Source organism: Flavobacterium lipolyticum, from assembly GCF_020905335.1.
Taxonomy (GTDB): Bacteria; Bacteroidota; Bacteroidia; order Flavobacteriales; family Flavobacteriaceae; genus Flavobacterium; species Flavobacterium lipolyticum.
This window is the reverse complement of sequence record NZ_JAJJMN010000001.1, coordinates 741,412-759,175: the sequence shown is the minus strand read 5'-3', so window position 1 is coordinate 759,175 and position 17,764 is coordinate 741,412. Positions and strand designations below refer to the sequence as shown.

General features: G+C 39.2%; 10 protein-coding genes, 2 tRNA genes and 3 rRNA genes. 7 read left to right on the top strand and 8 right to left on the bottom strand.

Annotated features, from left to right (window positions below; all coding sequences use genetic code 11):
* Window positions 1-76: 76 nt before the first annotated feature.
* From LNQ34_RS03285 to thrS, 6 genes are all read right to left on the bottom strand, one after another.
* A complete protein-coding gene (locus tag LNQ34_RS03285) occupies window positions 77-511 on the bottom strand; it encodes a carboxymuconolactone decarboxylase family protein (protein WP_017498431.1) in 435 nt (144 codons plus the stop codon).
* Window positions 512-726: 215 nt separating this feature from the next.
* Complete coding sequence (locus LNQ34_RS03280) at window positions 727-1,299, bottom strand: Crp/Fnr family transcriptional regulator (protein WP_229998643.1); 573 nt, start codon at window positions 1,297-1,299, stop codon at window positions 727-729.
* A gap of 134 nt (window positions 1,300-1,433) precedes the next feature.
* Entirely contained in the window at window positions 1,434-1,778 is a 345-nt protein-coding gene (gene rplT / locus LNQ34_RS03275; protein ID WP_007810721.1) for a 50S ribosomal protein L20, read from the bottom strand.
* Window positions 1,779-1,961: 183 nt separating this feature from the next.
* Window positions 1,962-2,159, bottom strand: coding sequence for a 50S ribosomal protein L35 (gene rpmI / locus LNQ34_RS03270; protein ID WP_007810722.1), 198 nt, complete (start codon window positions 2,157-2,159; stop codon window positions 1,962-1,964).
* A 133-nt stretch (window positions 2,160-2,292) separates the two neighbouring features.
* Entirely contained in the window at window positions 2,293-2,844 is a 552-nt protein-coding gene (infC, locus tag LNQ34_RS03265) for a translation initiation factor IF-3 (RefSeq protein ID WP_072974136.1), read from the bottom strand.
* 22 nt (window positions 2,845-2,866) lie between these two features.
* Window positions 2,867-4,813 (bottom strand): threonine--tRNA ligase, encoded by a 1,947-nt coding sequence (gene thrS / locus LNQ34_RS03260; RefSeq protein ID WP_229998642.1) that lies wholly within the window; start codon window positions 4,811-4,813, stop codon window positions 2,867-2,869.
* A 1,112-nt stretch (window positions 4,814-5,925) separates the two neighbouring features.
* Here thrS and LNQ34_RS03255 point away from each other — a divergent pair.
* From LNQ34_RS03255 to pafA, 6 genes are all read left to right on the top strand, one after another.
* Window positions 5,926-7,439: ribosomal RNA gene (locus tag LNQ34_RS03255) — 16S ribosomal RNA — on the top strand.
* Window positions 7,440-7,565: 126 nt separating this feature from the next.
* Window positions 7,566-7,639 (top strand) — tRNA-Ile (locus LNQ34_RS03250).
* 147 nt (window positions 7,640-7,786) lie between these two features.
* Window positions 7,787-7,860: transfer RNA gene (locus tag LNQ34_RS03245), tRNA-Ala, on the top strand.
* A 214-nt stretch (window positions 7,861-8,074) separates the two neighbouring features.
* Window positions 8,075-10,955, top strand: a 23S ribosomal RNA gene (locus tag LNQ34_RS03240).
* 177 nt (window positions 10,956-11,132) lie between these two features.
* Window positions 11,133-11,242: ribosomal RNA gene (gene rrf / locus LNQ34_RS03235) — 5S ribosomal RNA — on the top strand.
* Together the 16S, 23S and 5S rRNA genes with 2 tRNA genes alongside form the textbook arrangement of a ribosomal RNA operon.
* A gap of 1,249 nt (window positions 11,243-12,491) precedes the next feature.
* Window positions 12,492-14,108: an alkaline phosphatase PafA gene (gene pafA, locus LNQ34_RS03230; RefSeq protein ID WP_202704482.1), complete on the top strand. Its 1,617-nt coding sequence runs from the start codon at window positions 12,492-12,494 to the stop codon at window positions 14,106-14,108.
* Between the two features lie 124 nt (window positions 14,109-14,232).
* On the opposite strand, the gene ald is transcribed toward pafA, so the two are convergent.
* A complete protein-coding gene (gene ald / locus LNQ34_RS03225) occupies window positions 14,233-15,348 on the bottom strand; it encodes an alanine dehydrogenase (RefSeq protein ID WP_202704483.1) in 1,116 nt (371 codons plus the stop codon).
* A gap of 200 nt (window positions 15,349-15,548) precedes the next feature.
* Between ald and LNQ34_RS03220 the strand changes: the two genes are divergently transcribed.
* Window positions 15,549-16,007: an Lrp/AsnC family transcriptional regulator gene (locus tag LNQ34_RS03220; protein WP_017498637.1), complete on the top strand. Its 459-nt coding sequence runs from the start codon at window positions 15,549-15,551 to the stop codon at window positions 16,005-16,007.
* A 118-nt stretch (window positions 16,008-16,125) separates the two neighbouring features.
* Here the strand turns inward: LNQ34_RS03220 and LNQ34_RS03215 are convergent, their stop codons facing one another.
* Window positions 16,126-17,574 (bottom strand): glyceraldehyde-3-phosphate dehydrogenase, encoded by a 1,449-nt coding sequence (locus tag LNQ34_RS03215; protein WP_229998641.1) that lies wholly within the window; start codon window positions 17,572-17,574, stop codon window positions 16,126-16,128.
* Window positions 17,575-17,764 lie beyond the last annotated feature (190 nt).

Below are 17,764 nucleotides of genomic sequence, written 5' to 3'. Positions count from 1 at the left end.
TTTAGGTAAGTACAAAGAAAGCTTTCAGGTATGAAAGCTTTCTTTGTACTGTCGGTATGATTTATTTCTGAAACAATTATGAAACTCTTAATCCTGTTGTGATCGCAATTCTATTCCAGGAGTTAATGGTAATAATAGTAAGGATAATTTCGGCAAGGTATTGATCGTTGAATAGACTTGCAGCATTTTGATAGGTTTCATCAGAAACGTGATGACTAATTAGTGTTACTTCTTCCGTCAGAGCTAAAATAGCTTTTTCCTCCTCAGTATAAATATCCGTATCACGCCAGGCGCTTAGTAAATAAATGTACTGTTCAGATATGCCTTGTTTTCGGGCATCGGTTGTGTGCATATTAATACAATGCGCGCAGCCGTTTATTTGGGAAGCACGAATTTTAATTAATTCTTTGTGTACTGGTGTAAGTGAAGTAGTAGAGATGTATTTTTCTAAGTTAAGTAATGCTTGGTAAGCCTGCGGTGCAACTGTTGGGATAACGATTCTTGGTTTCATTTGAAGTGTTTTTAAAGTTTGATACAAAGATCATGGATGTCTGCTTTGAAAAACTTGAACTACTTCAAGAAAACTATCGAGTTGCTGAAATTCTGAGGTACTAAGGTTCTGAGTTCGCTAACGAGGTATATAAATGGACAAGATTAATTTTTTTGATACTCTAAAACCAGTAGGAGCTTAGTGGTTTAGTATTTGAGAATCGTAGTTTCTCAGAATTAAACTTTACCGGCTCTGATTTTGCTCATAAATTCAGCTGAGAAATCAAGGTAGGAGGCAAGCATGTATTGCGGAACGCGCTGAACGAACTCAGGATTCAGATTATTAAAGTGATGATACCTTTCTTCTGCGGACATGGTGAACAGAAACTTAATTCGCATTTGTGCAGCTCCAAATGACTTCTGGGAAACAATGCGAAAGTAGCGCTCCAATTTTGGAACTTGAATTAGTACAGACTCCAATACAGACTGCTCTAAGGCAATAACCTCAGAATTCTCTACCGCCTGAATATAAAAATGAGAAGGAACGTGGTTGTGGTAGCTTAAGTAATCTGTAATCCACCAGCTTTCTATTCCAAATTGTAGTGTTTGTTCAGTTCCTTTCGAATTAATGATATATTGACGCATGCATCCTTTAACGATAAAATATAGAGTGTTGCAAACCTGACCTTCCCGAAGTACATGGTCTTTCTTTTTAATGATTGCTAAACTTAAAACCGCTTCTAAGAGATCAATCTCAGAAGCTTCCAGAGTTACAAACTTTGCGATATGAGTAAAAAGAGCGGTATACATTTTTATAGGTTTTATACAAATGTAGTTTTAAAAATTATAATTTGGCAAACCAGTATAAAGCAAAAAACCATCCCGTTTAAATGAGATGGTTTTTCTATGATAAGTAAGTAATCTAAATTGAGTTTATAAAACGTTTATTTTACTTTATTAAGTATTGCTTTGAAAGCTTCAGGGTGGTTCATCGCTAAATCTGCAAGAACTTTACGGTTCAATTCGATTCCGTTAGCTTTTACTTTCCCCATGAATTGAGAATAAGACATTCCTTCTAATCTAGCTCCAGCGTTAATACGTTGAATCCATAGAGCACGGAAATTTCTTTTGTTTTGTTTTCTATCGCGGTAAGCGTAGCACATTGCTTTCTCTACTGCATTCTTAGCAACTGTCCAAACGTTTTTACGTCTACCAAAGAAACCTTTGGCTTGCTTCATTATTTTTTTTCTTCTTGCTCTTTTAGCAACTGAATTTACCGATCTTGGCATAATTTTAATGTGTTTTTGTAGCAGGCGTCCTGAATTGAATCAAAGGAACTTAAAAGCCATACTCCAAGGTTATATAAATAATTTTAAACCTAAAGAAATTCTCTAGTCTAAGGTTTTTAAGTCAAATGTTTAAAGTCAGCTACTGACTTTTCAACTTTATGACTTGCTAACTTTCGACTTTTATTAGATAATTCTTAATTGTTGTTTGATGCTTTTCATATCTGTAGAGTGAACTAGCGCTGAGTGTGTCAAAGCTAATTTACGTTTTTTAGATTTTTTAGTCAAGATGTGACTTTTAAAAGCATGCTTTCTTTTAATCTTTCCAGAACCAGTAACTTTGAAACGTTTCTTGGCGCTAGATTTTGTTTTCATTTTAGGCATTTTTCCTAGTGTTTTAATTTATTCTTACTTACTTATATCTTCAAAAGCTTTAGGCTTTAGGCTTTAAGCTTTAAGCAGGAGTTTAAATAAACTATTTGCTTAAAGCTTAAAGCTTATTGCTTAAAGCAAATAATTATTTTTTCTTCTTCGGAGCAATGAACATAATCATTCTCTTTCCTTCTAAAACGGGCATCGCTTCAACTTTACCGTGCTCTTCAAGGTCTGTTGCCAAACGTAAAAGTAAGATCTGACCTTGGTCTTTATAGATGATAGAACGTCCTTTAAAGAATACAAATGCTTTCAGTTTAGCGCCTTCTTTCAGGAACTTCTCCGCATTTTTTCTTTTAAATTCGTAATCATGCTCATCCGTTTGAGGTCCAAATCGAATTTCTTTTACGACAACCTGCGTAGACTTAGCTTTTAACACCTTATCACGTTTCTTTTGTTCGTACACGAATTTCTTGTAATCCATGATTTTACAAACCGGTGGCTCAGCGTTTGGCGAGATCTCAACTAAATCAAGTTCAAATTGATCTGCTAATCGTAAAGCTTCAGCAAGCTTAAATACACCTGGTTCGATGTTTTCGCCTACTAATCTTACTTCTTGTACGCCACGAATATTATTGTTTATTCTGTGGGCATCCTTTTTTTCTACTCGAGGTTGGTAACCTCTGTTGCTTCTTATTGCTATGACTTTATAATTTAAGTTAAACTGTAAAAACTTTTAATGTCTTTTTTATCTCTTCGTTTACAATAGCGACAAATTCATCGATTGTAACTGTAATATTACCTTTTCCTTCTTGCCCATGACGACGGATAGAAACCGTTCCGTTTTTCTCCTCTTCCTCACCAACAATTAGCATAAATGGAGTTTTTTGCATCTCAGCATCTCTAATTTTCTTACCGATAGTCTCGTTTCGGTTGTCAATTAGGGCGCGAATTTCGTGATTTTCTAGCAAATCTAAAACTTTTTTAGCATATATTTCGTATTTCTCGCTCAAAGACAAGATTATAGCTTGCTCAGGCATTAGCCATAGTGGGAAATTTCCTGCGGTATGTTCCAGTAAAATTGCAATGAAACGTTCCATTGATCCAAAAGGAGCTCTGTGAATCATAACCGGACGGTGTAATTCGTTATCGGCACCTTTGTAAGTCAATTCAAAACGTTCCGGAAGGTTGTAATCTACCTGAATAGTTCCTAATTGCCACTGTCTGCCTAAAGCGTCTTTAACCATAAAGTCAAGTTTCGGACCGTAAAAAGCAGCCTCGCCATATTCTACAACCGTATTTAGTCCTTTGTCGGCTGCTGCATTGATAATTGCGTTTTCAGCTTTTTCCCAGTTTTCATCAGAACCAATGTATTTCTCTCTATTCTCCTGGTCTCTCAATGAGATCTGAGCTGTAAAGTTTTCAAAACCTAAAGAACCAAATACATATAGTACTAAATCGATTACCTTTTTGAATTCTTCATCCAACTGTTCCGGAGTACAGAAGATATGTGCGTCATCCTGAGTAAATCCTCTCACACGAGTTAGTCCGTGTAACTCACCAGATTGCTCGTATCTGTAAACTGTACCAAATTCTGCATAACGTTTTGGTAAATCTTTGTAGGACCAAGGTCTTACATTGTAGATTTCACAGTGGTGGGGACAGTTCATTGGTTTTAATAAAAATTCTTCACCTTCGGCAGGAGTGTGTATAGGCTGAAAACTATCAGCTCCATATTTTGCATAGTGTCCTGAAGTAACATAAAGTTCTTTTTGTCCAATATGTGGAGTAACAACTTGTTCGTATCCGGCTTTCTTTTGAGCTCTCTTTAAAAATTGCTCTAATCGATCTCTAAGGGCAGCTCCCTTAGGTAGCCATAAAGGTAAACCTTGTCCCACTTTCTGAGAAAAAGCAAACAATTCAAGTTCTTTACCAAGTTTACGGTGATCGCGACGTTTAGCTTCTTCAAGAAGTTCAAGATATTCAGTTAAATCTTTTTGCTTAGGGAAAGAAGTTCCGTAAACTCGGGTCAACTGCTTGTTTTTTTCGTCACCTCTCCAGTAGGCCCCGGCTACACTCATAACTTTCATGGCTTTGATAATTCCTGTATTCGGAATATGTCCACCACGGCATAGGTCGGTAAAAGTAGCATGATCGCAAAATGTAATAGTACCGTCTTCAAGATTTGAAATCAATTCAGTTTTGTAAACGTTGTCTTTGTACATTTTTAAAGCATCAGCTTTGCTAACCGGACGCATTTTGAATTCGTGTTTTCCTCTTGAGATTTCAAGAACACGATCTTCAATCTTTTTGAAATCAGCGTCAGTAATTTTTTGATCTTCAAAATCAACATCGTAATAAAAACCATTTGCAATTGCAGGTCCCAGAGTTAGTTTGATTCCAGGGTACAATTCTTCAAGGGCTTGTGCCATTACGTGTGAAGTAGAATGCCAAAAAGCCTTTTTTCCTTCCGCATCATTCCATGTATATAAAGTAAGACTACCGTCGGTCGTCAATTGGGTTTCGGTTTCAATTGTTGTACCATTAAAAGATGCAGAAATCACGTTTCTTGCAAATCCTTCACTAATGCTTTTCGCAACCTCCATCGGAGTTGCGCCTGAAGCGAACTCTCTAATTGACCCGTCGGGTAAAGTAATCTTAATCATTGTTTATAATTTTGTGAATGCAAATATAACGCATTACAAAAATACATACAATACATATATACATGTTTATACTAATATATAAGAGTAATATTTATAATTATCCTCAAGCATATTTTTTGTTACTATATATAAGAGCGTGTTTATTGATTCTGGAGATAGGTTTCTGGGAAGTATATTAGTTTTTGTTCTCTCCTATATATAAGGTAAAGTTTTATATCTCGATTCCGACAGTTTAGATAGTAGGAGCGACCATGTCTGGCTGAGCGAAGTCGAGGTCTTTGGAGTTTGAAAAATTTGGAATTTAGTTTTAAGGATCAGGAGCTATTTCCTGCTATCCGCTCCAATCTTTTGTGCCGAACCCCGGCACAAAAGGATTTTCACTACTATCAGGGCTAGGGGACCAGCTTTCAGAAGAATTTTTGAGATAAAATGAAAGAAAAAACGTCCAAAAAAATAAAACTTAGCGCCTTTGTGTCTTTGCGAGATTAAAAAGAAGTCAAAATGTAGTCTTGAGTTCCTTGCGAAACAAACTCAAAGAGAAGAATTCTTGGTTTCTTTGCGGTAAAATCAGCTCAAACCATTCAAAACTTTAAAAGTATCAAAAAATTTCAGTCTGTAAAAAACACCAAGTCAGTCACTTATGAAAAAGATTGAAAATAGTTTGAAAAAGCTATTGTTTAACTGAATAAAGTGCCTATTTTTGCACCCGCAACAGCGATAAACGTTCACCGAAATACTGACAAGCAAACGAATTAAGACGAAAAGAAATTTTCAAAAAAAGATTCCAAAAAGCTTGCAAGTAAAGAAAGAAAGTTTTAAGTTTGCACCCCGCAAAACAAGGGAAGTTCATTGAAAGATTGGTAAGGAGGGAAGTTGAAAACGAAAAGAAATTTTCTAAAAAAAAACTTCAAAAAACTCTTGCCGATTAGAAATAAGTTTTCTACTTTTGCACCCGCTTTGAGAGACAAGCGAAACAATAAAAAGAACACGTTCGTAGACATATTGAATTGACAGCCGTTTCGATGAAAATCGGAACAAAAGAATAAGAGTAATAGAATCGTAAGATTCGAAAAGAACCGATAGATATTCATCGCAATATAATATAAAAATATACGATGAAGAGTTTGATCCTGGCTCAGGATGAACGCTAGCGGCAGGCTTAACACATGCAAGTCGAGGGGTATATGTCTTCGGATATAGAGACCGGCGCACGGGTGCGTAACGCGTATGCAATCTACCTTTTACAGAGGGATAGCCCAGAGAAATTTGGATTAATACCTCATAGCATAGCAGTCTCGCATGAGATCACTATTAAAGTCACAACGGTAAAAGATGAGCATGCGTCCCATTAGCTAGTTGGTAAGGTAACGGCTTACCAAGGCTACGATGGGTAGGGGTCCTGAGAGGGAGATCCCCCACACTGGTACTGAGACACGGACCAGACTCCTACGGGAGGCAGCAGTGAGGAATATTGGACAATGGGCGCAAGCCTGATCCAGCCATGCCGCGTGCAGGATGACGGTCCTATGGATTGTAAACTGCTTTTGTACGAGAAGAAACACCCCGACGTGTCGGGACTTGACGGTATCGTAAGAATAAGGATCGGCTAACTCCGTGCCAGCAGCCGCGGTAATACGGAGGATCCAAGCGTTATCCGGAATCATTGGGTTTAAAGGGTCCGTAGGCGGTTTAGTAAGTCAGTGGTGAAAGCCCATCGCTCAACGGTGGAACGGCCATTGATACTGCTAAACTTGAATTATTAGGAAGTAACTAGAATATGTAGTGTAGCGGTGAAATGCTTAGAGATTACATGGAATACCAATTGCGAAGGCAGGTTACTACTAATGGATTGACGCTGATGGACGAAAGCGTGGGTAGCGAACAGGATTAGATACCCTGGTAGTCCACGCCGTAAACGATGGATACTAGCTGTTGGAAGCAATTTCAGTGGCTAAGCGAAAGTGATAAGTATCCCACCTGGGGAGTACGTTCGCAAGAATGAAACTCAAAGGAATTGACGGGGGCCCGCACAAGCGGTGGAGCATGTGGTTTAATTCGATGATACGCGAGGAACCTTACCAAGGCTTAAATGTAGTTTGACCGGTTTGGAAACAGATCTTTCGCAAGACAAATTACAAGGTGCTGCATGGTTGTCGTCAGCTCGTGCCGTGAGGTGTCAGGTTAAGTCCTATAACGAGCGCAACCCCTGTTGTTAGTTGCCAGCGAGTGAAGTCGGGAACTCTAACAAGACTGCCAGTGCAAACTGTGAGGAAGGTGGGGATGACGTCAAATCATCACGGCCCTTACGCCTTGGGCTACACACGTGCTACAATGGCCGGTACAGAGAGCAGCCACTGGGTGACCAGGAGCGAATCTATAAAACCGGTCACAGTTCGGATCGGAGTCTGCAACTCGACTCCGTGAAGCTGGAATCGCTAGTAATCGGATATCAGCCATGATCCGGTGAATACGTTCCCGGGCCTTGTACACACCGCCCGTCAAGCCATGGAAGCTGGGGGTGCCTGAAGTCGGTGACCGCAAGGAGCTGCCTAGGGTAAAACTGGTAACTAGGGCTAAGTCGTAACAAGGTAGCCGTACCGGAAGGTGCGGCTGGAACACCTCCTTTCTAGAGCCTTAATGTTAGCCTAGTGCACGTTAAGGAAAAAAGATGATTATTTATGGGTCTCTGAATTGGAGATTGTATTACTCTTGCTGTTAATTTAAAAAAATGAAAAGAATTAAGTAAAAACAGAGTCTCGTAGCTCAGCTGGTTAGAGTACTACACTGATAATGTAGGGGTCGGCAGTTCGAGTCTGCCCGGGACTACTTTTTAAAACAATTGACAATTGATAATTAACAATTGATAATTAATAACTAAAAAGACTGTAAGTTTAATTTAAAAGGAAATTTTAGAGGTTGAGTGACCGTTTTAAGTACTGTTAACTGAGAACTGTTAACTGACAACTAAAAAATGGGGGATTAGCTCAGCTGGCTAGAGCGCCTGCCTTGCACGCAGGAGGTCAACGGTTCGACTCCGTTATTCTCCACTAAGGGCTATAAGCTATAAGCTGTAGGCCGTAAGCTAAAAAGCTTAAAGCGTATTGCTTAAAGCCTAAAGCGAAACAAAGTTCATTGACATATTGAGATAAGAAAATAATAAGAAAGTAGAAAAAACACTTTTAGACGAAAGTCTTAAAGTTGAAAGTCGAAAGTCTTCGGGCTTTATGACTTTAGACTTTATAACTTTAGACTAAAAAAGTACAATAAGCAAAATAAGGGCGTATGGGGGATGCCTAGGCTCTCAGAGGCGAAGAAGGACGTGATAAGCTGCGAAAAGCTACGGGGACGAGCACACATCGATTGATCCGTAGATATCCGAATGGGGCAACCCACTATGTTGAAGACATAGTACACCGATAGGTGGGCAAACCCGCTGAACTGAAACATCTAAGTAGGCGGAGGAGAAGAAAACAAAAGTGATTCCGTAAGTAGTGGCGAGCGAACGCGGATTAGCCCAAACCAATGATGTTACGGCATTGTTGGGGTTGTAGGACCACGACATTTTATGTACAAGGAACCAGAATCGACTGGAAAGTCGAGCCATAGAGAGTGATAGCCTCGTATGGGTAACAAGTATAATAGATAGTGGTATCCTGAGTAGGGCGGGGCACGTGAAACCCTGTCTGAATTTGGCGGGACCATCCGCTAAGGCTAAATACTCCTGAGAGACCGATAGTGAACCAGTACCGTGAGGGAAAGGTGAAAAGAACCGTGAATAACGGAGTGAAATAGATCCTGAAACCATACGCTTACAAGCGGTCGGAGCCCTTTAGTGGGGTGACGGCGTGCCTTTTGCATAATGAGCCTACGAGTTAACGTTGCTGGCAAGGTTAAGTGATTAAGTCACGGATCCGTAGCGAAAGCGAGTCTGAATAGGGCGCTTTAGTCAGTAGTGTTAGACGCGAAACCGTGTGATCTACCCATGGGCAGGATGAAGCGCTGGTAACACAGTGTGGAGGTCCGAACCGGTTGACGTTGAAAAGTCTTCGGATGACCTGTGGGTAGGGGTGAAAGGCCAATCAAACTCGGAAATAGCTCGTACTCCCCGAAATGCATTTAGGTGCAGCGTTATTTTAGTTATATAGAGGTAGAGCTACTGATTGGATGCGGGGGCTTCACCGCCTACCAATTCCTGACAAACTCCGAATGCTATATAATGATTGATAACAGTGAGGGCTTGGGTGCTAAGGTCCAAGTCCGAGAGGGAAAGAACCCAGACCATCAGCTAAGGTCCCCAAATATATGCTAAGTTGAAAGAACGAGGTTTGTCTGCCCAGACAGCTAGGATGTTGGCTTGGAAGCAGCCATTCATTTAAAGAGTGCGTAACAGCTCACTAGTCGAGCGGACGAGCATGGATAATAATCGGGCATAAGCATATTACCGAAGCTATGGATTTTGTAGTAATACAAAGTGGTAGGGGAGCATTCTAACAGGGTTGAAGGTGTATCGTAAGGTATGCTGGACTGGTTAGAAAAGAAAATGTAGGCATAAGTAACGATAATGCGGGCGAGAAACCCGCACACCGAAAAACTAAGGTTTCCACAGCTATGCTAATCAGCTGTGGGTTAGTCTGGTCCTAAGGCGAACCCGAAAGGGACAGTCGATGGCCAACGGGTTAATATTCCCGTACTACTAATTACTGTGATGGGGTGACGGAGTGATGAAAGCGCCGCGAACTGACGGAATAGTTCGTTGAAGTACCTAGCTATATTCTCTATAGGCAAATCCGTAGAGAATGGTGAAATACGATAGTACTCGGAGTCTTCGGACAAAGAGATAGTGCGCCTAAGGGCTTCCAAGAAAAACCTCTAAACTTCAGGTAATTAGTACCAGTACCGTAAACCGACACAGGTAGTTGAGGAGAGAATCCTAAGGTGCTCGAGAGATTCATGGCTAAGGAATTAGGCAAAATAGACCCGTAACTTCGGGAGAAGGGTCGCCCCGAGTAATCGGGGCCGCAGTGAAGAGGTCCAGGCGACTGTTTATCAAAAACACAGGGCTCTGCAAAATCGTAAGATGAAGTATAGGGCCTGACACCTGCCCGGTGCTGGAAGGTTAAGAGGAGATGTTATCTTCGGAGAAGCATTGAATTGAAGCCCCAGTAAACGGCGGCCGTAACTATAACGGTCCTAAGGTAGCGAAATTCCTTGTCGGGTAAGTTCCGACCTGCACGAATGGTGTAACGATCTGGACACTGTCTCAGCCATGAGCTCGGTGAAATTGTAGTAACGGTGAAGATGCCGTTTACCCGCAGTGGGACGAAAAGACCCTGTGCACCTTTACTATAGCTTAGTATTGACCTTGGATAAATGATGTGTAGGATAGGTTGGAGACTGTGAAGTGGCGTCGCCAGGCGTTGTGGAGTCATTGTTGAAATACAACCCTTTGTTTATCTGAGGCCTAACTCTTCGATGAAGAGGACAGTGCTTGGTGGGTAGTTTGACTGGGGTGGTCGCCTCCAAAAGAGTAACGGAGGCTTCTAAAGGTTCCCTCAGTACGCTTGGTAACCGTGCGTAGAGTGCAATGGCATAAGGGAGCTTGACTGAGAGACATACAGGTCGATCAGGTACGAAAGTAGAGCATAGTGATCCGGTGGTTCCGCATGGAAGGGCCATCGCTCAAAGGATAAAAGGTACGCCGGGGATAACAGGCTGATCTCCCCCAAGAGCTCATATCGACGGGGGGGTTTGGCACCTCGATGTCGGCTCGTCACATCCTGGGGCTGGAGAAGGTCCCAAGGGTTGGGCTGTTCGCCCATTAAAGTGGCACGCGAGCTGGGTTCAGAACGTCGTGAGACAGTTCGGTCTCTATCTACTGTGGGCGTTAGAAATTTGAGTGGATCTGATTCTAGTACGAGAGGACCGAATTGGACAAACCTCTAGTGTATCTGTTGTCCCGCCAGGGGCACCGCAGAGTAGCTACGTTTGGAAGGGATAAGCGCTGAAAGCATATAAGCGCGAAACCCACCACAAGATGAGATTTCTTTTAAGGATCGTGGAAGATGACCACGTTGATAGGCTATAGATGTAAAGGCAGTAATGTCATAGTCGAGTAGTACTAATAATCCGTAAGCTTATGTACACCCTTTTCCCTCCGAGCAATCGGAGGGAGGAAACTTTCTTAACAAAAAAACTTATTTGTTTCTTTATCTCAGTATGTTAAAATATTGTCCGCACGCGGAAAGTGACTAGTGAAGAGTAGCTAGTAAAGAGTCTAAGGACTAATTACTAAGGGCTAATAACTAATTACTAATGACCTTAAGGTGGTTATTGCGGCGGGGCTCACCTCTTCCCATCCCGAACAGAGAAGTTAAGCCCGCCTGCGCAGATGGTACTGCAGTTATGTGGGAGAGTATGTCGTCGCCTTTCTTTTAAGAACCCTATCCAAATCGGATAGGGTTTTTTGTTTTATAACGTTTTTTAAATCTTTGCGTGCTTTGCGTAAATCTTCGTGCTCTTTGCGGTTAAAAAAAATTTTACACGGATGATACAGATTCGCCAGGCGAAAACGCGGATCAGAATGGATTTTTTTTTGATTTGCAGAAATGAAAATTGCTTTTGCCCTTTCAGGGCGAAATGACATTATTTTTATTTATTTCATGGTGCTTTGCGCCATGCTCTTTGCTTTTGGGGCTTTCAGCCCTTTTTTCTTGCGTGCTTTGCGTAAACCTTCGCGGACTTTGCGGTTAAAAAAAATTGTACACGGATGATACGAATTCGGCAGGCGAAAACGCGAATTGGAACGGATTTTTTTTGATTTGCAGAAATGAAAATTGCTTTTGCCCTTTCAGGGCGATAGTTGCGGCTCATTTTGGTTTATACATAGTGCCCCGCACCATGCTCTTTACTTTTGGGCTTTCAGCCCTTTTTTCTTGCGTGCTTTGCGTAAACCTTCGTGCTCTTTGCGGTTAAAAATAATAGCACACGGATGATACAGATTCGCCAGGCGAAAACGCGGATTGGAAGGGATTTTTTATTGGATTCAAATTGCTTTTACTCTTTCAGGGCGATAGTTGCTATTTATTTTGGTTCAGATATAGTGCCTCGCATCATGCTCTTTGCTTTTGGGGCTTTCAGCCCTTTTTCCTTGTGTGCTTTGCGTAAATCTTCGCGCTCTTTGCGGTTAAAAAAAATTGTACGCGGATGATACGGATTCGGCAGGCGAAAACGCGGATCAAAACGGATTTTTTTATTGGCTTTAGATGGCTTTTGCCCTTTCAGGGCGATAGTTGCTGTTCATTTTGGTTTATACATAGTGCTTTGCACCATGCTCTTTGCTTTTGGGCTTTCAGCCCTTTTTTCTTGTGTGCTTTGCGTAAACCTTCGCGGACTTTGCGGTTAAAAACTTTAGTCCCTTTTTTCTTTAAATATTCTTTTTATCGTTGATTGCGTTAGGGATGGGAGCGATATCCTTTTGCGATGACCGTACATTTGAAAAATCCCTGAAACTTCTATCGCAAAAGATTTAGCGGACAGCCCGACCCGGAGGGGGAACGCCATAATTAGTTTATTAATTTTGTTTTTGTTAAAATACCGTCATTTTTTGTTTTTTAAGATGGTGTGATAGATTTTTTTAAATGCTATTGAGTATTTTTGTTTGAAACATTATAATTTAAGTATGAAAAAAACTATTGTATTGTTGACACTGTTTGTAATTTCAAATTTAAGTGCTCAGCAGCGCCCTAAGTTGGTGGTAGGTATTGTGGTAGACCAGATGAAAATGGAATATTTGTATCGGTTCTCAGATGATTTTTCGTCTAATGGATTTAAGAGATTGATGAATAATGGATATACTTTTCAGAATATGCATTATAATTATATGCCTACTTACACTGCTCCTGGTCATGCGTCTATTTATACCGGGACTACTCCGGCAACTCATGGAATTGTAGGAAATGAATGGTTTAGCAGGACACTTGGTAAAGATACCTATTGTACGGATGATGCTAGCGTGAAAACAGTTGGCGATGGTACTGCTGAAGAAGGGGCAATGTCTCCTAAAAACTTACTAAGTACTACTATTACTGATGAAGTAAGAATGGGGACTAATTTTGAAGGTAAAGTGATCGGAATGAGTTTGAAAGATCGTGGTGCGATTTTACCAGCAGGACATTTTGCGAATTGGGCTTTTTGGTACAGTAAGACAGGTTCTTTTATTTCGAGTACTTTTTATGGTGAAAAGTTGCCAGAATGGGTTGCGGAATTCAATAATGAGAAGCGTTATATGACATATATCAATAAGGGGTGGGATTTATATAAGCCACTTTCGGTTTATAATGAAAGCTTACCGGATAATAATCCGTACGAAGGGAAGTTGTACGGAAGTGCAGCACCGGTTTTTCCTTATGATTTAAAAGGTATGTATGAGAAGAATGATGCGGGGGTTTTAAGAGCTACTCCTTATGGAAATGACTTGTTGGCAGAATTTGCGATGAAGGCTATCGAAAAGGAAGAGTTAGGAAAAGATAGTATAACTGATTTTCTAACAGTAAGTTTTTCTTCTACAGATTATGTGGGGCATTTACTTGGGCCAAGATCGATGGAACTTCAGGATACTTATTTAAGATTGGATCAGACAATTGCTGACTTTTTAAATTATTTAGATAAAACGGTTGGGAAAGATAATTATTTGTTATTCTTAACAGCTGATCATGCAGGTGCTGAGAATGTAATCTATTTAAAGGATCGAAAATATAATGTAAACAATTATCCGGTTAAGGATGTTAGAAAAAGTCTACAGGATTTTTCAGTGAAAACATTTGGTGTAGATTTGATTTTAAATTATTCGAACTTTAATGTGTTTTTGAATAAGCCAGTTCTTAAGAAAAAAGGACTTGATTTGGTAAAAGTAAAGCAGAGTTTTAAGGAGTTTTTGATTTCACAGCCACAAGTTAAAAGAGCATATACAGAAGAGGAAATTTTAGCAAATTCCGGAAAGGATTATTATCTTGATTTTATAGCGAAAGGTTATGATGTAACTCAAAACGGAGATTTGATTATTCTTGATAAACCTGGAAATATTGAATATTCTACTACAGGAACATCACATGGAACTCCTTATAGCTATGATACACATGTGCCTGCTATTTTTTATGGATGGCATATTAAAAAAGGAGAGTCATACGACAAAAAGGCTATAACTGAAATTGCGCCTACAATAGCCCAAAAAATTAAAGTAACTTTTCCAAATGGAACAGAAGCAAAAGTGTTGCAGGAAGTTCTGGATGAAAAATAGTTTTTCTGTACTTGAAATAGAGCCTGTCATGTTTTGTGACAGGTTTTTTTATGCAAAAAAAAGGCTTCTCAATTAAGAAAAGCCTTTTGATAGTGTTTAGTAAGCACTTATTTTAATGTTAGCATTATGCGTTTGCTAATACTTCTTCGTTGAAAGGTAAATTCCAAGCTTCTGCAACTCCTTTGTAAAGGATTTTTCCATTAGCAATGTTTAACCCTTTTTTCAATTCTTCGTTTTCGTTACAAGCAGTCTCCCATCCTTTGTTTGCTAATTGTACCGCATAAGGCAGAGTAGCATTTGTTAAAGCTAAAGTAGAAGTGTAAGGAACAGCTCCTGGCATATTTGCTACGCAATAGTGAACAATATCATCGATGATGAAAGTTGGATTTTCGTGAGTGGTAGGAGTACAAGTTTCGATACATCCACCTTGATCTACCGCTACGTCAACAACGACAGTTCCGGGACGCATTAATTTTAACATGTCACGAGTAATTAAGTGAGGTGCTTTTGCTCCCGGGATCAAAACGGCACCAACAATTAAATCAGCTGTAGCGATTGCTTTAGTGATGTTGTAGTGGTTAGACATTTCTGTATTCACGTTAGCTGGCATGATATCATCTAAATAACGTAAACGTGGTAAGCTTAAATCCATGATAGTAACCTGAGCACCTAAACCAGCAGCCATTTTAGCAGCTTGAGTTCCTACGATCCCTCCTCCTAAAACCAATACTTTTGCTGGTGGAACACCTGGAACACCTCCTAAAAGAATTCCTCTTCCTTTTAATGGTTTTTCAAGGTATTTTGCCCCTTGTTGGATAGCCATACGACCTGCAACTTCGGACATTGGTACTAATAATGGTAAACTACGGTCTGCTTTTTCAACAGTTTCGTAAGCTAAACATACAGCACCTTTCTCAAGCATAGCATGAGTTAATGGCTCTGATGAAGCAAAGTGGAAGTAAGTGAATAATAATTGATCTTTTTTGATTAATGGGTATTCAGAAGCAATAGGCTCTTTTACTTTAATAATCATTTCTGCAATGGCATATACTTCTTCAATAGTTCCTAAAACTACCGCACCTGCATTTGCATATTCATCATCACTGAAACCACTTCCTAAACCGGCTGTAGCTTGTACGTAAACAGTATGTCCGTGTTTTTTCATTTCAGAAACTCCTGCAGGAGTTAATGCTACACGGTTCTCATTGTTTTTGATTTCTTTTGGAACACCTATTATCATTTTGTTATCTTTTTTATTTTTTGTTGAAATTGTTTTACAAAACTACAGATAGAGAATATATTATTGATTAATGTGGAATAAATAAGAAAATATTATTTTATTTTATACTTTTACAGAAAAATATACTGTTTCTGGAAAGTAAATTGCCTCTAAAAAGAAAAAATGACTAAATTTTATTAATCAATGAAAACGTTTTCGTTATGGCTTTAGATGAAATTGACAAGAAAATCTTACGACTTTTACAGGAAAATGCGCATTATACTTTAAAAGACATTGCGAACAAGATAAACCTGTCTCTGACACCGGTTCATGATAGGGTGAAACGTCTTGAAAAAGAGGGTGTTATAGAGAAGTATGTCTCTATTTTAAATAAGAAAAAACTCGGTAATAATTTAACGGTGTATTGTCAGGTGACCCTCACGAAGCAGACTTATGATACTTCGGAAGGATTCAATCAGTCGATTTTGAATTTACCGGAAGTGGTGGAGTGTAATTATGTTTCGGGAAATTTTGATTATATGTTGAAAGTTGTCATTCCCGATATGGAGAGCTTTCATCACTTTCATCAAAAAAAATTAGCAGTTCTTCCTGAAGTTTCTCTGATCAATACTGTTTTTGTAATTTCAGAGGTAAAGAGTACGACAGTTTTGCCCATATAGTTTACAAAAGTGCTATGGATTCATTTTAATCGAGTAGAATTGAAGTGACTACAACTAAAATACAAAAGCCATCAAGAAAACTTGATGGCTTTTGCTGTATGAATGGTTTTGGTGTATCCTAGTAATAAGTAAAACGTCTTACTTTGGCAATGTATTTCGCCAGACGAATTACCTGGTGGCTGTAGCCGTATTCGTTATCGTACCAAATGTATAATACAATGTTTTTACCATCTTTAGAAACAATTGTAGCGTTACTGTCATAGATTGAAGGAGCTGAAGTTCCTACAATGTCAGATGAAACCAATTCGTTGTTCAGTGAATATTTGATTTGCTCCACCAATTCACCTTCCAAAGCGTATTTCTTCATGATCTTGTTGATAGCCGGGATCGAAGTTGCTTTTTTAACTTCTAAGTTTAAAACGACCAATGAACCGTTTGGAACTGGAACTCTGATGGCATTAGAGGTTAATTTTCCTTCTAATGATGGCAATGCTTTTGCAACGGCACTTCCTGCACCAGTTTCGGTAATGACCATGTTTAAAGCTGCTGCTCTTCCACGACGGTATTTTTTATGCATATTATCAACCAAATTCTGGTCGTTTGTATAGGCATGGATGGTTTCTAAGTGTCCTTTTACTACTCCTAAAGTATCTTCAACAGCTTTTAATACTGGTGTGATAGCATTTGTCGTGCAGGATGCAGCAGAGAAAATATCAATTTCGTCAGGATTGTACTCGTTGTGGTTTACTCCGTGAACGATATTTGGAACTCCTTTTCCAGGTGCAGTCAATAGAACTTTACTGGCTCCTTTAGAAGTTAAGTGTCTTCTTAGAGCTTCTTCTGTTGTAAAAGCTCCGGTATTGTCAATTACTAAAGCCTCATTGATTCCGTATAAAGTATAATCTATTTCTTCCGGTGAATTTGCTGTAATGATATGAACAGTGGTTCCGTTGATAATTAATGCATTGTTCTTTGGATCGGCAGTAACAGACCCCTGAAAATCTCCATGTATTGAATCGTATCTTAAAAGAGAAGCTCTTTTCTCTAATGTCGAAGCGTCATTTTTGTCTCTGGTAACAATCGCTCTCAGTCGCAATTGATTTCCTTTACCGGTTTTAGACATTAATTCTCTCGCTAATAAACGGCCAATTCTTCCAAAACCATATAAAACAACATCTTTTGGCTGAATTTCTTCTGAAGATTTTGCTTCTTTCAATTTATCGATTACAAAATATCGCGCATCAGGATATTTTTCATCTTCTAAACGATATTCGTAAGTTAGTTTTCCCAGATCTAATTTTGCAGGTGGAAGATCTAAAGATAAAATAACTCTCGCGATTTCCACTGAATCAAAAATGGTGATTGGCTTGCCTACAAATTCACCTGCATATTGATGCAAATTGATAATATCGCTGACATTTTGATCCAGTAATTGGTTTTTGAAAAGAACCATTTCAATGGATTTGTCATACCATAAATCGCTTATGATTTTAATTAATTCGACACCAGCTCTTCTTCGGTCGACTTGTAATGATACCTCTTTTTGGTACAAAGATTTTTTGCTCATAATTGATTGAATTGAAAAAATAAATAGACGACTATTTTTAAATTTTGCGCAAAAGTACCCATTTCAATCGATTTCGTAAACTGTTTTATGATTTATTTTTGAAATTTATATAAAAAATAATTTTTCCTAATGGGTTAAAAATAGAGCTAATGATAATGAAAATGGGAGTTTATTTGCGAAGAAAAACAAA

Excerpts from the sequence above, each read along its gene's own strand:
- LNQ34_RS03220 (WP_017498637.1), top strand. The coding sequence starts at position 15,549 with ATGGCTTTAGATGAAATTGACAAGAAAATCTTACGACTTTTACAGGAA.
- rpmI (WP_007810722.1), bottom strand. The coding sequence starts at position 2,159 with ATGCCTAAAATGAAAACAAAATCTAGCGCCAAGAAACGTTTCAAAGTT.
- LNQ34_RS03215 (WP_229998641.1), bottom strand. The coding sequence starts at position 17,574 with ATGAGCAAAAAATCTTTGTACCAAAAAGAGGTATCATTACAAGTCGAC.
- LNQ34_RS03285 (WP_017498431.1), bottom strand. The coding sequence starts at position 511 with ATGAAACCAAGAATCGTTATCCCAACAGTTGCACCGCAGGCTTACCAA.
- pafA (WP_202704482.1), top strand. The coding sequence starts at position 12,492 with ATGAAAAAAACTATTGTATTGTTGACACTGTTTGTAATTTCAAATTTA.
- thrS (WP_229998642.1), bottom strand. The coding sequence starts at position 4,813 with ATGATTAAGATTACTTTACCCGACGGGTCAATTAGAGAGTTCGCTTCA.
- LNQ34_RS03280 (WP_229998643.1), bottom strand. The coding sequence starts at position 1,299 with ATGTATACCGCTCTTTTTACTCATATCGCAAAGTTTGTAACTCTGGAA.
- ald (WP_202704483.1), bottom strand. The coding sequence starts at position 15,348 with ATGATAATAGGTGTTCCAAAAGAAATCAAAAACAATGAGAACCGTGTA.
- rplT (WP_007810721.1), bottom strand. The coding sequence starts at position 1,778 with ATGCCAAGATCGGTAAATTCAGTTGCTAAAAGAGCAAGAAGAAAAAAA.